Here is a 14,637-nt window from a genome sequence, read left to right as displayed (position 1 = left end):
CTGTAGGCTCGATTCCGGCATCCATGCCGTCAACGGTTGGTTTAGGGTAAGTCGATTCTTATAGTTTTAATTGTCAACTATTACACCACTAAATCTATCTGCTGTACCAGAACGGGCCTGGTATCCTCTGTAAACGCCAGGCCGCTACGCTGGATTTCGCCCTGCTTTTGCTGCTGTTTATCCAACAATGGCATAGCAGTGGCGGCTGAACTTAGAGAAAACGCGCTCAGCTTTGCTTCTGTCATGCTTAACAGCTGTTGTTTTGGCCGCCAGAGATACAGGTACTGCCAGATATCATCAGCCGGGTCGATAAAGCCATTGCCGTTATCGTCAAATTTTGCCAGTTCGGCAAAACCCTGACCGGTGCGCGGACCAAACAACTCAGTGCCGTTATTAACCTGTTGGTCCTGATTTCTGTCATAGGCCAGATAATATTGCTGCGCCGCCAGCTGTGGCAGTTTTACTTCACTGCCATCGCTGCGCAGGTCAAACAAGCTGCTGTCGCTGCTAAGTTGCACAGGGCTACCGGACAAGCTAACCACCAGTGGATCCTGCAGCGGCTGCTCGGTGTAGCTGTACCTGGCCCAACTTATCTCCATACTAAAATCAAAGGCAAAGCTGATACTGCTGCCATCGCTAAGTTGTAAATCACCGCTAAAACTGGCCTGCACCGCCTGATAACCCAGTTCCCACGCTTCGGTAGCCATAACCTGACCGGCGCTGTTTTGTTGGCTTTGGCTGGCGCTTAGCCACAGTGACTGCTGCGACAGGGCGACAGAGAAAGCAGCGCTGTCGATATTTTTAGCGGAGAATTCAGCCACAGCCGGCTTATCCAGCCAGTCTTTGGTGTGGGCGCTGAGTTGCGCCAAAATGCGCTTTACCATGCCGACAGTTTGAAAGGCGTTAAACACCTGATCATCATCGGTAGTTTGTTCCGGCTGTTCTTGGGCAGCAGGCGTGGTGGCAGATGGCACTGTTTTATCAGCAACAGCAGGCACTGCGGCAATAACGGCAGGACGGGATTCGGTGTTGGCTTTGCTTAGTAACTGCTGTTTGCGACCATAAGCAACGGTTTTTTGTTCGGCAACCGCAAACTGTTGCGAAGCTGATGTAATTTGCATCATAGGCTCCACAAGGTTTTTCTGTTAAACGGTTATCGGTAAGTGTTGATTAAAACTTAAGCAGTTTTTTCTGCCTGAAGATTAACATCTTGATCAGGCAGAAATTTAAGCAGGTTAATTATGTTGGCCAATGCTGAACTGATACGCATGGCGTGCCAGCGCTGTGGCATTGCCGGTTTGGTAGGTATCTACCTGCATCAGGCCGTCGCTGCTGAGGCTAAACACGCGAAACATCGCCGTGTGCCGGCTTTCATCCGGAACTTTGGTGCGCTCCAATGCCGGAATATGCAGATAATGTACGCCATCCAGCTGCTTAGAGTGCGCTACTCTGTCCATATCCATATGCAAATCGCCGGAAATCACCGCAGCTAAATTAGGCTGGGCAATCACGTTGGCAAAGCCCGGATGCTTGATACCTTTGTCGGCAGCCTCCGGATAAACACCGGTTTGGGCACCGTGCACTATCAGTAATACCGGTTTAGGCGCTAATTGTGTCAATTGCGCCAGCAGCCAACTAATGCCGCTGTCGTTAAAATCGCGGCCGTGATCGGGTGAGGCAAATACCAGCGCTACCGTGTCAAATTCCAGCACATAGCTTGGAGAATCCAGCGTGATTTTGCCGTTATTCCAGCTGTTAGCGTACTGCATAAAGCGCTCTACCGTGCTGCCGTGCTCTTCATTACCCATAATCGGATAAAACGGCAGCGTTAGCTGCTGCAGCACCGGCGTAGCATTGTCGTATTGCACTAAGGTGCCTTTGTGAGCGATATCACCCACTCCGACGACAAAATCCAGCTTAGTTTGCTCTGCCAGCCGGTTTACGTCGGCCACCGCCGCGGCCATGTTGGGAAACTGCGGCTCGGGTTTAGGTTCGGCATCCCCCAGCACAGCAAAGCGCAATACTACACTATCTGCAGCAGTCGTACCTGCAGCGGCTGTCGTATTTGGCTGAACGGTTTGCTGTTGTGCCGGTGAGCAGGCAAACAGTGTAAAGCCCAGCAGCGTAAAACACAGCAATGGCGCCAGGCTAACAGTGTTAAGCAGTTTCATTAAATATCCTTGTTAAAATTAGTACGGTTAGTTGAAATTAAACAGGCCTTTAAAGCTGCTGGGGATTAAGCCGGTCCAGCGTTTAAAAGCACGGCGAAAGTTATGCTCGTCGGAGTACCCCAGCTTTAATGCCAGCTGCCGGTTAGAGTAGTTGCCTTGCCGGAGCAATTGCCGCGCCGCATCGCGGCGTACCTCGTCCAGTAAGCTGGCGAAGTTAGTCTGATGCTGGCTGAGCTGGCGTTTTAAGCTGCTACTGCTTAGCCCGAGTGCGGCGGCAATCTGCTCCTGGTTTAAAAGCTGCGGCAGGGCGCGGCGTTGCAGGCGGCAGACACTTTCCGGCAAGGCGCGCTGTTTGGGCAATACATGGTTAAGCTGGCGACAGGTGCGCCGCGCAGCGTTAAATTCTGCTGCGTTGGCATGATTAAACTCTTGCTGCCATAAAGCGAGTGGAATACTGAGGCTGTTCGCGACCTGGTTAAAGCTAAGGTTTAGCCCGCCAAAAAGTTGCTGCTGTAACGCAGGCGACTCTGCACTTTGTTGTAACTGCAGGCTGACGCCGCTTAATGTGCCCAGTTGTTGTTTTATCAGGCCAAGCAGCAATGAGCAGAGCACGGTTAACATAAACGCCTGCTGGTTTGCTAAGCCCAGCGCCGGTTTAAACTCCAGCACTATGCAGTGCTGTTGTTGATACAGCCGGATATAGAAGCAAGGAAACAGCTGATGGCGGAAATAATACAGCTGCGCCAGTGCCTGGCGCAGGTTTTTTGCATATTGCAGGCTTTGACACAGCGAAATATAACGGCTGTTCAGCAAGGCGCTGCCCAGCAGGTAAGGCAGCTCGGGGCTTTGTACCTGCTGGCGGCAATTTTGCAGCAGCGTTAACCAGTCGGTATGGTGCAGCCGGCCAAGCGGTTTGTGTAAGTCTTGCTCAAAAATGCCGGTGCCACTTAACAGCTTATGCAGCACAGCACCGCGCCGTTGCGCCAGTGCCAACAGCTCAGTGCTGCCATGTTGCAACAGCAAAACTTTGTCCTGATAGCCAAAGTGGCGCCGGCTCATTAGCTTGGCTGCAACGTAACTGCGCCTGCCGTTTTAGCCTGCGCCATAACAGTAGCGGCCTGTTGCAGTGCGGCTTGGGCGCTGTGTTGTTGCACCGCCATTTCTGCCAGCGTCAGTACCGGCTCGTGCTGTGCGTCAGCCAGTTGTGATAATTGCTGGCGTAAATGCTGCGCCATAATCTGCGCCTGTGGCAAAGCGGTGTTGGGCAATAGCGCAATAAAGCGGTCGCCGGCGTAGCGGCATACCAGATCACTGTGCCGCAGTTGACTGCTGAGTAATTCACTTAAACGGCTAAGATAAGTATCGCCGGCGGCCATGCCGTGGCGGCGGTTAAAGCCGGCAAAGTTATCAATGTCCAGCACCAGTAAGCTCAGTGCTTTATGTTGGCTTTGGTGCAGTTCTATCTCGCGCTGCAATACGGCTTGCAGGTATTCGATGCCGTACAGTTGGGTTAAAGGGTCAATCAGTTGATGATCACGCAAAAACAGTTCGCGGCCGCGCAGCTGGCGGTTAATTGCACGCTGTTCGCGATGCCAGCCTACCAGGCCGTATGTCAGGATTAGCATACCAACCGGCGCCGGTAAAGACTCCAGCCAGCTCATCAGTCGCAAATGCTCCGGATAGCGGATAAATTCGTCCAGCAAGTCGAGAAAATAAGAATACACCAGCAATAAACTGCCGTAGTACAGCCACTCAGTAACTCTGCCGGCCGGACGACTGCTGATAATCAGCCCCAGCCAGCCAATGGCAACCAGTAAAGTTGTGCCTTCCCCTAAAACATCCAGCCAATCGAACTCATTGCTGAGTTTGGCGTTGCCGCTATTAACAGCCAGCAGTAAGCCACTTAACAGCAATAGCAGGCTGAAGAGCATTTTGTAGCGGTGTTGTCGCCACATAGTCAGGTTATCCGCAGAAATAAAACCAATTTTCCGCTGCCTGTATGACAGTGGCATGACAGATTTTCGCTCCGCTAACCCTGCGCTGCACCGCTGAGACCCGGGTCATAACCGCGCAGGGGGTGATGTTAACAAACGGCATTTTGTCATATGGCAGCGGCACAATGGCAGGTAATGATTAGCCGTAAACTTAAGAGCAACCTATGAAGCTGACTTACCAAAAGAACACCCGACGTAATCTGCTGGCCTGGGCCGTTAGTCTGGCCTTTGCCGGCCCGGCATTGGCTGATGCTGATATACAGGGACGCATAACCGACAATCGCAGCAATCTGCTAAGTGGTGCTGAAGTCAGCATCCCTGAGTTGAAGTTGCGCCGCACGACTGCCGCAGATGGCCGTTTTTATTTTGCTCAACTGCCGGCCGGTACTTATACCCTGCTGGTAAATTATTTGGGCGCGATGCCGGAAACCAGAGTATTGGTGGTTGCCGATACGGAGCAGCGCCTCGGTGATATTAAGTTGTTGTCTGCCAGCGAGGCGGTAGAGCATATCGAAGTGGTGGGGCAGTCGGGTGCGGTAAGTAAAGCACTGAACCGGCAGCGTAATGCCGGTGGTATTGTTACCGTGGCCAGCACGGATGAAATGGGCCAGTTTCCTGACAGCAATGTCAGTGAGGCGCTGCAACGCCTGGCGGGATTGTCGGTAGAGCGCGATCAGGGTGAAGGCCGTTTTGTGCGGGTGCGCGGTTTAGCACCGGATTATAACGCAGTAACCTATAACGGTACCCAGCTGGCGGCGCCGGAAGCCGGCCGTCGCGCGGTGGCGCTGGATGTGATCCCATCAGACTTGCTCGAATCGGTAGAAGTTAACAAAACCCTGACGCCGGACATGCCGGCCGGCTCGTTAGGCGGCACGGTTGAAATTAAAAGTTTATCGGCGTTTGATCGCAGCAACGACTTTTATTCCTTTACCGCAGAAGCGGGGTTCAACGAGTTGCAAAGCAAAACCAGCCCGAAAGTCTCCGGCGTGTTCAGCAAGATACTCGACGCCGGTGGTGAGACCGACAGCTTAGGTGTTGCCATTGCAGCCAGTTATGCCGAACGTAAATTTGGCTCAGAAAACGTAGAGACCGGCGGCAACTGGGATTTTGACGAGGGGCTGGAGGAGTTTGAACTGCGTGACTACAGCATTAAGCGTGAACGTATTGGTCTGGCACTGAATTTGGATTACCGGCCGGGCAACAATAACGAGTATTACCTGCGCAGCCTGTATAGCCGGTTTAGTGATACTGAAACGCGTCAGGGCCTGATAGCAGAACTGGCTGATGCGCAATTTGCCGGCGTAAACGGCGAAGCAACGCTTATCCGCTCGTTAAAACAGCGTGAAGAAACTCAAAGCATCAGCGCCCTGGTGGTTGGCACCAAACAAACAGCCGGTAACTGGGAGTGGTTACTTGAAACCGGCACCAGCCAGGCAGATGAAGATACGCCGTTTAATATCGCTGCAGCTGATTTTGAGCAGGAGTTTGCCGACGGCGTTGGTTTCAGCGGTAGTAAGATACTGCGGCTGACAGCCCCGGCCGAAGCATTTCTCGCTGATGGCTATGAATTAAAAGAAGTGGAAATGGGCGATACTTACGCCAAAGAAACTGAGCGTAATATTAAGTTTGATCTGAGCCGTGAGATCATTCAGCGCCACGGCAGTGTGCTGTTAAAAGCCGGTGCCAAGTTCAGCCAGCGCGAGAAACGTGCTGAAGAAGATGTCTGGTTGTTTGAAGACTTCGCCGATTTGGGTATTGACGCTCTTAGCCTGAGCGATTACGCCGCTGGCGCGGTCGATTACAGCCTGAGCACTATGGGATCGGCGATTAACAGCGGCAGTATTTATCAGTTGGTTAATAGTTTAAATCGCGCCGATTTCGTCGATGAAGTTGAATCACGAATTAACGATTACCAGATCGATGAAGATATCAGCGCAGCCTATTTTATGGCGCAGTGGGAGCGCGATAACTGGCAATTGATCACGGGTGTGCGTTACGAACATGAAAAGCGCGATGCCATTGGCAGCCGTTACGATGCTATAGAAGAAGTATTCAGTGCCAACCGGGCGAACAGCTCAGAGGGCTATTGGCTACCGGCCGTGGTAGGGCGTTACAACCTGTCGGAGCAAAGTATTGTGCGGGCGGCGTTCAGTACCGGCCTGGTAAGGCCTAACTTTGAACAGTTGTCGCCAGCGTTTTTGCTGGAAGAGGATGATGATGAGCTCGAAGCTGCTTTTGGTAATCCGCAGTTAAAGGCCCTGACGTCGAATAACTTCGATCTGGGTATTGAGCATTATGCCGACAAACTCGGCGTGCTTTCTGCCATGCTGTTCTACAAACAAATTGATAATTTTATTTATGAAGCTGATTTGGCCGGCCGCGGTGATTATAGCAACTTTGCCAAAGCAGAGACCTTTGTTAACGGTGGTAAAGCTGATTTATACGGCCTGGAGCTGAATGCTATTCATCAGCTATCGGGCCATGATAACTGGCTGGATAACCTGTTGTTGTCTGCTAACCTGACGCTAACCGATTCTGCTGCTGATATTGAATGGTTTGACGATGGCACCTTGTTACGCCGTGAAGTGGCACTGCCGAGCCAGTCAGATAAAACCGCTAACCTGAGCCTGGGTTATGAAACTGAAGTGATTAGCCTGCGGCTGGCGGCCAACTATAAATCGAAATATCTGGCTGAAGTGGGCGATGTGACTGATGCTGGCTATGATGTGTATTCAGATGACCATATGCAGCTTGATTTTACCGGTAAATGGACAGTCCGGCGCGGCATGCAGCTGTACTTTAACGTAATAAATCTTAACGATGAGCCGTATTACGCTTATACCGGCCGCAAGCCTTATAACTTCCAGTATGAACAATACGGCCGCACCTTTGTGCTGGGCGTGCAAATTACTAACTGGTAAGCCGCTGCGGCACAAGGACCACATGATGTTATCAACTAAAAAAATGTTTTTATTAAGTGCTGTCAGCCTGGCGCTGGCGGCGCTGCTCAGTGCCTGTCAGGCCGCCAATCAGCAGACAGCGGAACCGGCAGCACAGGCATTAGCGGTTAATGCCAGCCATTACCACAATGTGCAAATAGCCGGTACGGAGTATCAGCTGTTTACTGACGCCACAGGTTTGCAGGTACAGCAGGGCGCTACAGTACTCAGCCGTTACGACGGGGCTTTTATCCGCCTTGCGCTGCAACCGCTGAATGACAGCAGCTTGCTGCTGGCGGCAATGGATGACAACAGCAACAGCTTGTATGTCTGGCGTTTTGCCCCGGCAGAGCCAACTGTGCTACAGCTGATGCAGCAACAGTTGATCAGTAGCCGCGTGGTAGATGATTTATGTTTTTATCGCAGTAGCGAAAATCAGCAGCTGAGCTTATTTTTACTCGGCGGTCGTGGTGGCGCTGATCAGTTGCTGTTACAACAACAGCAGCAGTGGTTGGCTCATCCGCTGGTGATACGTGAACTGAATGTGCCTTACGACAGCACTGCCTGTACAGTAGATCATATTGCCGGTGCGCTGTATATCGCCGAAGCTGACCGCGCTATCTGGCGCTACCAGGCCGAGCCTGAAGCCGATGAAGGCCGCAGTTTGGTGCAGGTAAATAAGCCCTTTGGTCAGTTGCAGGGTGAAGTGAAAGCGCTGCAAACGTTGTCTGACGGCAGTCTGCTGGCGCTGGAGGAAGAGCCGGTGCGGTTGTTACATATCAGCAGCGATGGCGAATTACTAAGCGCTATGCCGCTGCCGGCACTTAAACAGGCCAGCGGCTTAAGCGTAAGTATGATAACTAACAACACAGCAGCCTATATCAGTACTGAGGACACCGACCCTGTGCAGCAGCTGGCGTTAACGCTGCCTGTTATGGCAAAGCACAGTGGTAAAGCAGCCGTGATGCAGATGATGCCTGGCTTACAAACCGAGCCTGCCAGTCAGCGCGGCGATGTCATGGATGACCCCGCGGTTTGGCATCATCCGGCGCAGCCTGAGCTTAGCCTGATCCTCGGCACCGACAAACGTGCCGGGCTGGATGTGTACAATATGCAGGGTAAGCGCGTACAGCAGCTTAGTGTTGGGCGGTTAAATAATGTTGATGTACGCTATGGCCTGAACTGGCAAGGGGCTGAGCACGATATCGCAGTAGCCAGTTTGCGCGATGATAACAGCCTGCAGCTGTTTGCTATTGATGCTAACGGCAAGCTGCACAACGCCGGCAAAGTAGCGACCGGTATGAAGGATATTTACGGCCTGTGTATGTATCACAGTAGCCAAAATAACCAACACTATGTCTTTGTTAATGATAAATCCGGCTTAATCCGGCAGTATCAAATCGGCACTGATGGCAAAACCTGGCAGGGCAGCTTAGTGCGCTCATTGCAGGTACCGTCACAACCGGAGGGCTGTGTCGCTGATGATAAACGCGGCCTGTTATTTGTTGGCGAGGAAGACGAAGCCATCTGGCGTTTTGCCGCCGCTGCCGATGCGGATACTACAGGTGAGGCGATAATTCGTGTAGATGGCGAGCGGCTGGTGGATGATATTGAGGGCATTGCGCTGGCAGAGCATAACGGCAGCAGCTATTTGCTGGTATCAAGCCAGGGTAATAACAGTTACCTGCTGTATGACGCAGCGCCACCTTACGCTGAACGCTTGCACTTTCGCATCAGCACTAACCCGCAACGAGGTATAGATGGTGTGTCAGAAACCGACGGACTGGACATCACAACCCGCTCGTTGGGGCCGGGGTTTGAGCAAGGTGCGTTGATCGTGCAGGATGGCCGCAATCGTATGCCGGAGCAGGGGCAAAACCTGAAACTGGTGCCTTGGGCGGATATACTGCAACAATTAAAATAGCTATAACAACAGAGGCCGCGTTAATCGCGGCCTCTGTCATTCAATAGCAAGGTTTAGTTTCTGTTAATTCAGCTTTGCTGCCAGACAGCGGTCAACGATATTCTTAATCTTTTGCGGTGAAAACGGCTTGGCAATAAAGCCGCTGGCTCCGGCTGCAATGCTTTGTTGTACATTGTCGACAGAATTGTGCGCCGTTACCATTACCACATGTGTTTTGTCAGCCCGGGTTTTAATTTGCTGCAAAATTTGCTGGCCGTTCATATCAGGCAACTCAATATCCAGAAACACCAAATCGTGATGATGTTGTTTAAATGCTGACAGGCCTTTGCTGCCGCTGTCGGCCTCGTGCACATTGCTGATACCAAGGTGCAATAAGGTTTGGCGTAAGTATTCACGCACGGTGTAGGCGTCATCAATGATTAATATTGAGCACTGTTGTTGTGTCATGGCAGATCCTTTGCGGTCGCAGATGCAATTACAGTGTAATGCAAAAATGTACTAAAACGGAAAAACAGCATCGCAGTTTAGTTATTCTGCCTGAACGGAAGATGAATTTACCGGTAAGCATATTTCAACGCTAAAGCCACTAATTTCGTTATTTGTCATAATATTAGCTACATATATACTGCCATTGCAGGCCTCAGTGGCGCGTTTGGCAATACTTAAGCCTAACCCAATGCCATTGTGGCTACTTTGTGCGCGAAAGAATGGCGTAAATAATTTAGATAAATGTTGCGGCGCCACGCCCGGCCCCTGGTCGCGCACCTGTAAACTCAGCCGCTGCTGATGTTGGCGCAAACAAACACTGACTTCGGAGTATGGCGGTGTATATTTGACGGCATTGCGGATCACATTTTCTATCGCGCTGTACAGCAGCGACGGGTCGCCTTTAATTAACGGCACATTTTCCAGATGCAGCCACAACGACTTGTTGCTGCTGTCAGCTTCCAGCCGTGCATCATCACAGACCGAGGCTACCAGTTCTGCGAGGTTAATATCAATATGCTCGGCACTTACTGCTCCGCTTTCCAGCCTGGAGAAGGTCAGAATTTCAGTGACCAGGGCATCAAGTTTGCTGGCTTCCTGTTCTATCTTCTCCATTGCTAAACCAGCATAAGACGGCGATTGTGCCGCCAGCCCGGTAAGAATTTGCATTCTGGCCAGTGGTGAGCGCAGCTCATGTGATACGTCATGTAGCAAGCGGCGCTGCGAGGCGATAGCTTCCGCTGCCTGGCCGGCCATCTGATTGAAATTCCGGCTCAGGCTACCAAACTCATCCTGTCTTGAGGTGAGCTTGCTGCCCAGTTGGGTACGCCAGTTATCTGTGGCAAGTCCGGCCAGTGCTTGTTTTAATTGCCGTACCGGGGCGACTATATGGCGCGCCAGTACCCAACTGAACAAAATACTGGCCGCCAGCAACACAGCCAGATGCAGCATTGGCCTGCGCCAGAACGGCGGCACAGGATGTGTAGGTGCAACGGCTGCGGAGAAATCTGCGGTGCCTGCGGCGTTAACACTGTAAGCCGGTATTGATGGTTGGCTGAAAAAGCCGGCCCCAACCGGCAGTTTGTCCGGTGGTAACCAGGGTGGCGCATCATCCCAGGTAAAAGTCAGACGCACTAACACAACTGCCATAAGCAAGGTGGCCCAAAATACGAGGAAAAAACGCCAAAACAACTTGTTCATATTGCTATGCTCCGGTGCCAAACGGATAGGTAAATTGATAGCCTTTACCGCGTACTGCAGTGATCCATTGTTGTCCTGCCGGTGGTTTGCCCAATTTTTGTCTGATATGGCTGATATGCACATCAATACTGCGGTCATAACTGCCTAAAGGCTTACCCAGTGCCTGCTGCGATAAATCCGCTTTACTGATTATGTAGCCGGCGTGCTGTGCCAGCAGGTATAAAATGCTGAATTCTGCGCCGGTTAATTCAATATTGTCGAGTTGCAACAGCACACTGCGGTTAACCGGTTTGATGCGTAAAGCGCCAAGCTGCAATTCAGTTTGGCTGGTGTTGTGCTGCACCCTGCGTAATATAGCTTTAATACGGGCACTTAGCTCACGTGGTAAACAGGGCTTGGCGATATAATCATCCGCACCCAGTTCCAAGCCAATAACTTTATCAGGGCCTTCACCCCGCGCCGTTAACATGATCACCGGAATATTGCTGAAGCGGCGCAACTGCTTTAACACCGAGATACCATCTAACTGCGGCATCATTACATCCAGAATAACCAAATTAAACATCTGTTGCCGGCAGTGCTCTAAACCGGCAGCGCCGTTATTGGCAATGGTAATGTGAAAACCATCCCGTTGCAGATACTCCGCCAGCAAAGCAGTAAGTTGAGTATCATCATCAATTAACAATAAATGCAGCACGGCAACCTCAGAGATTTGTTTAACGCAATAGGCTTAGTTTGTAGCCACTGCTACTGTTGCTGTCAGGCTCGGCAACCAACAAATAGTTACTACCGGCCACGAAAGCCTGCAGCTCAGACTCTGCTAACAGCATTTTGTTCTTGTTATCGTCGGTATACAGTAGAAAAACAGTATATTCGCCGTCTGGAATGCTGATTTCTTTTTGCGCACCACTGTTGACCGAAGTAATGTAATATTCTGTGGTATCAACAGTTTCGTTGGGTGGTACGAAGTACACGCTAAGGGCGCTGTAATCAAAAATGGTGTTTACCACATTAATATCGAAATCATAAATTTGCGGTGTATTGCTTTCTTCTGCTACCAGTGCTGATGTTACTGCATCAGCATTTTGATACAGCACCACTACTTTACTCTCACCCTGATTCAAGGTTAACAGAGAGCTGCTTAGCAACGGCTGACCCTGTTCATCAGTTGCTGACAGACGGTAGTCTTTGGCGGCCAGTTGCAGATAGTCTGACAAGGTGTCTGTAGCTAATGCAGTAAGAGCAACGCTGCTATTCAAAAAAATATCACTGCTGCCGGCGCTGTCGACACTGTTGTACAGACGGAACTGGGCCGGTGCGGTCAGATCAGTAAGATTACCAACGGTTGTGGTGTTATTAATAACATCTACAGCGATATTGCCTTCCAGCGGGCCGGAGGCTATACGCGGGACCAGCACATATTCAGTCAGGTATTCAAAGTTATATTTTGACGATTGAAATAATATATCGCGGCTGCCGGCTTCGGTGATGTAAATAATATAATTGCCGCGCTCAAACTCCATCACCGGGCTGATTTGGCTGTAATTTAACGTTGCCGTCAGTGTGGCTTCATCAAAGCCGGTATCTGATGTACTCAGGTACACATCATAGCTGCTGTCGTCGGGTAACAAGCTGACTACATACAGCTTAAAGCTGTCGGTAAGGCTGTCATCCCGCAAAAACTGCAATGTCAGCAGTTCAGGATTATTGTAATCACCGGTTAAAAACAACAAGTGCTTATAGCTTTGGCGCAGGGTGATACTGCTGTCTAACATACTGATATCATCACCGTCACTGTTCAGGCGGCTAAGAGAAATATCATAGCTGGCCGGAGTATAGCTAACTAACGACGTAGCGTCAGTATAGGCTGCGGTGCCGGCCAACACAGTGCTGTCATCGCTGTCGGTAAGTAACAATCGGGTAGAGGTACTGTTGGCCGAGCCATTGTAAAGTTGGATATAGCTGCTGGTGTAAGTGGCTGAAGTTTCCTCAGAGCTGCTGCCACCACAACCGGTTAACATGATTACACTACCAAGTGCCGACACAGTAAAAAAAGTACGCATAACGCCTCATTAAGTGAATGATATAACGCGGCTAAGAGCGTACGCGCAGCGCAGCAGTTCATTAATTTACCCTGCTTTACGTTGCTTAACCTTACTTAACATTGAGGCAGAGCCGGGTCGTTTTATAAACTATATTCTTTAATCTTCATTGCCTTATTGATAACTGTTGCTATTTTTAGGATTCAGCTTAATTAATTGTTAATGCACGGAGCACTCTGTTATGCGTCGCAATATGCCGGTTACCAACACTGAACGTACTTTCCCCCCGCAACAAAAACTGATTTCCAATACCGATTTAAACGGCAATATCCGACACTGCAATGATGCTTTTATTGAAATAAGTGGTTTTAGCAAAACTGAGTTAATTGGGCAGCCGCATAATATAGTGCGCCATCCGGATATGCCGCCGTTGGCGTATCAAATTATGTGGGAGCATTTAAAAGCCGGTAAACCGTGGATGGGGTTGGTTAAAAACCGCAGCAAAAACGGTGATTATTACTGGGTGGATGCCTACGTAACACCGGTAACAGAAAACGGCCGGGTTGTTGGTTATGAATCGGTGCGATCATGTCCGGCACGGGAAGATATCAAGCGGGCAGAAAAATTGTACACTGCTATTAATAACGGCAAATTTCGCGCCCGGAATTTTCACCTTGGTGCGGCTAATTCAGTGTCGATTGTAATGTTGCTGTTGGCAGCGGGCCTTTATTTAGCGGGTTATTCCGGGATATCAGAGCTAATATTGTTATTAACAATGATTGGTTATGTAGTGTGGGCAAATATCAGTAAAAAGCAGGCATTGGACAGCGTCAAAATGTTGTTAGCTAATTCATTCCGCCATGAATTAGCCGTGCAAACCTTTACCGATGATTCTGCCGATGTCGGCGAGCTGAAAGTGGCGGTAATGAGCTCTAAAGCGCACCTTGGCGCGGTGTTAAGCCGGATGGAAGATGCGGCTAAAAGTGTGTCGAAACAGTCTGATCTGGGGTTGGAACTGGCGCAGTCATCAATGAAGTTAATTGAGCGCCAACAACAGGAAACGGAACAGGCCGCCACTGCTATGCATCAGATGACCACAACTATTGCAGAAGTATCAAAGCACGTACAGGAAACGGCACAGCAGGCAGAGCAATCTAATGAGCTGGCCGGCAAAAGCCGCCAGACAGCCGGCATAACACGTAAAGCCATAGAAGAGCTGCGCGAAACCGTGAATGCTATCAGCAGCTCTGTTACCGAAGTGTCTGAACAAACCCGCAAAATAGCGACAGTAGCGCAAATGATTGAGCAAATTGCGGAACAAACCAATTTGCTGGCGCTAAATGCTGCTATCGAAGCGGCGCGTGCCGGTGAGCAGGGCCGTGGTTTTGCGGTCGTAGCTGATGAGGTTCGCAACCTGGCACAGCGTACCCAGGAGTCTACCAAAGAAATCCACCAGATTGTCAGTGACTTAACCAGCCGCGCCGACACTGCTGTGCGGGTGGCGCAAAGCGGTACGGCCGGCGCTGAAACCGGGCTTAGCCGAGTTAAAGAAACCGAAGAGATGCTGAACGGCATCTCCGATGCGGTGGGCAATATTGCCAATATGTCTATTCAAATGGCCGCTGCGGTGGAAGAGCAAGCTAATGTAGCTGAAGAAGTTAACCAGCAAGTGGTGAATATTTCCGGTTTGGCTAACAACAGCCTGACGGAAGCTGCAAACTCTGCCGACAGTATTAAACAGTTGCAATTGGTGTCGAATGAACTGCATGAATTAGTGGTGCGGTTTGCCCGCTAGGGCGACTGATTCGTGGGATAAAACCCGATAAAGATAAAAGGCCGGCATATGCCTAATGCCGGTCAGTTAAGCTGACCGGCATTTTT

General features: G+C 50.6%; 11 protein-coding genes. 3 read left to right on the top strand and 8 right to left on the bottom strand.

The features are described from left to right. Positions 1-80: 80 nt before the first annotated feature. The 4 genes from HRH59_RS18870 to HRH59_RS18855 all read right to left on the bottom strand — a co-directional run bounded on the left by HRH59_RS18870 (position 81) and on the right by HRH59_RS18855 (position 4,183). Positions 81-1,121: a hypothetical protein gene (locus HRH59_RS18870; protein WP_231702570.1), complete on the bottom strand. Its 1,041-nt coding sequence runs from the start codon at positions 1,119-1,121 to the stop codon at positions 81-83. Positions 1,122-1,235: 114 nt separating this feature from the next. After that, the gene (locus tag HRH59_RS18865; protein WP_173502812.1) at positions 1,236-2,171 is read right to left on the bottom strand and encodes a metallophosphoesterase family protein; all 936 of its coding nucleotides are present in this window, start codon (positions 2,169-2,171) and stop codon (positions 1,236-1,238) included. 27 nt (positions 2,172-2,198) lie between these two features. After that, the gene (locus tag HRH59_RS18860; RefSeq protein ID WP_173502811.1) at positions 2,199-3,230 is read right to left on the bottom strand and encodes a helix-turn-helix transcriptional regulator; all 1,032 of its coding nucleotides are present in this window, start codon (positions 3,228-3,230) and stop codon (positions 2,199-2,201) included. Next, positions 3,230-4,183, bottom strand: coding sequence for a GGDEF domain-containing protein (locus HRH59_RS18855; RefSeq protein ID WP_231702569.1), 954 nt, complete (start codon positions 4,181-4,183; stop codon positions 3,230-3,232). The genes HRH59_RS18860 and HRH59_RS18855 overlap by 1 nt, the downstream gene beginning before the upstream one ends. Before the next feature lie 146 nt (positions 4,184-4,329). Between HRH59_RS18855 and HRH59_RS18850 the strand changes: the two genes are divergently transcribed. Then, a complete protein-coding gene (locus HRH59_RS18850; protein ID WP_173502810.1) occupies positions 4,330-7,086 on the top strand; it encodes a TonB-dependent receptor in 2,757 nt (918 codons plus the stop codon). Positions 7,087-7,108: 22 nt separating this feature from the next. Beyond that, positions 7,109-9,028, top strand: a complete 1,920-nt coding sequence (locus HRH59_RS18845; protein WP_231702568.1) for a phytase — start codon at positions 7,109-7,111, stop codon at positions 9,026-9,028. Between the two features lie 63 nt (positions 9,029-9,091). On the opposite strand, the gene HRH59_RS18840 is transcribed toward HRH59_RS18845, so the two are convergent. The 4 genes from HRH59_RS18840 to HRH59_RS18825 all read right to left on the bottom strand — a co-directional run bounded on the left by HRH59_RS18840 (position 9,092) and on the right by HRH59_RS18825 (position 12,777). Continuing rightward, the gene (locus tag HRH59_RS18840) at positions 9,092-9,475 is read right to left on the bottom strand and encodes a response regulator (RefSeq protein ID WP_173502809.1); all 384 of its coding nucleotides are present in this window, start codon (positions 9,473-9,475) and stop codon (positions 9,092-9,094) included. Between the two features lie 81 nt (positions 9,476-9,556). Continuing rightward, entirely contained in the window at positions 9,557-10,714 is a 1,158-nt protein-coding gene (locus HRH59_RS18835) for a sensor histidine kinase (protein WP_173502808.1), read from the bottom strand. A gap of 4 nt (positions 10,715-10,718) precedes the next feature. Then, entirely contained in the window at positions 10,719-11,411 is a 693-nt protein-coding gene (locus HRH59_RS18830) for a response regulator (RefSeq protein WP_173502807.1), read from the bottom strand. A 19-nt stretch (positions 11,412-11,430) separates the two neighbouring features. Continuing rightward, the gene (locus tag HRH59_RS18825; RefSeq protein ID WP_173502806.1) at positions 11,431-12,777 is read right to left on the bottom strand and encodes a DUF4397 domain-containing protein; all 1,347 of its coding nucleotides are present in this window, start codon (positions 12,775-12,777) and stop codon (positions 11,431-11,433) included. A gap of 220 nt (positions 12,778-12,997) precedes the next feature. On the opposite strand from HRH59_RS18825, the gene HRH59_RS18820 reads away from it, so the two are divergent. After that, the gene (locus tag HRH59_RS18820; RefSeq protein ID WP_173502805.1) at positions 12,998-14,551 is read left to right on the top strand and encodes a methyl-accepting chemotaxis protein; all 1,554 of its coding nucleotides are present in this window, start codon (positions 12,998-13,000) and stop codon (positions 14,549-14,551) included. The last annotated feature ends 86 nt before the right edge of the window (positions 14,552-14,637 follow it).

Source organism: Rheinheimera lutimaris (assembly GCF_013283795.1).
GTDB classification, from domain to species: Bacteria; Pseudomonadota; Gammaproteobacteria; order Enterobacterales; family Alteromonadaceae; genus Alishewanella; species Alishewanella lutimaris.
The sequence above is the reverse complement of the archived record's forward strand: the minus strand, read 5'-3'. Positions and strand labels throughout refer to the sequence as shown.

What these genes read in the sequence shown, in the direction of transcription:
- HRH59_RS18845 (WP_231702568.1), top strand. Translation starts at nt 7,109, where the DNA reads ATGATGTTATCAACTAAAAAAATGTTTTTATTAAGTGCTGTCAGCCTG.
- HRH59_RS18850 (WP_173502810.1), top strand. Translation starts at nt 4,330, where the DNA reads ATGAAGCTGACTTACCAAAAGAACACCCGACGTAATCTGCTGGCCTGG.
- HRH59_RS18825 (WP_173502806.1), bottom strand. Translation starts at nt 12,777, where the DNA reads ATGCGTACTTTTTTTACTGTGTCGGCACTTGGTAGTGTAATCATGTTA.
- HRH59_RS18870 (WP_231702570.1), bottom strand. Translation starts at nt 1,121, where the DNA reads ATGCAAATTACATCAGCTTCGCAACAGTTTGCGGTTGCCGAACAAAAA.
- HRH59_RS18865 (WP_173502812.1), bottom strand. Translation starts at nt 2,171, where the DNA reads ATGAAACTGCTTAACACTGTTAGCCTGGCGCCATTGCTGTGTTTTACG.
- HRH59_RS18840 (WP_173502809.1), bottom strand. Translation starts at nt 9,475, where the DNA reads ATGACACAACAACAGTGCTCAATATTAATCATTGATGACGCCTACACC.
- HRH59_RS18820 (WP_173502805.1), top strand. Translation starts at nt 12,998, where the DNA reads ATGCGTCGCAATATGCCGGTTACCAACACTGAACGTACTTTCCCCCCG.
- HRH59_RS18835 (WP_173502808.1), bottom strand. Translation starts at nt 10,714, where the DNA reads ATGAACAAGTTGTTTTGGCGTTTTTTCCTCGTATTTTGGGCCACCTTG.
- HRH59_RS18860 (WP_173502811.1), bottom strand. Translation starts at nt 3,230, where the DNA reads ATGAGCCGGCGCCACTTTGGCTATCAGGACAAAGTTTTGCTGTTGCAA.
- HRH59_RS18855 (WP_231702569.1), bottom strand. Translation starts at nt 4,183, where the DNA reads ATGCCACTGTCATACAGGCAGCGGAAAATTGGTTTTATTTCTGCGGAT.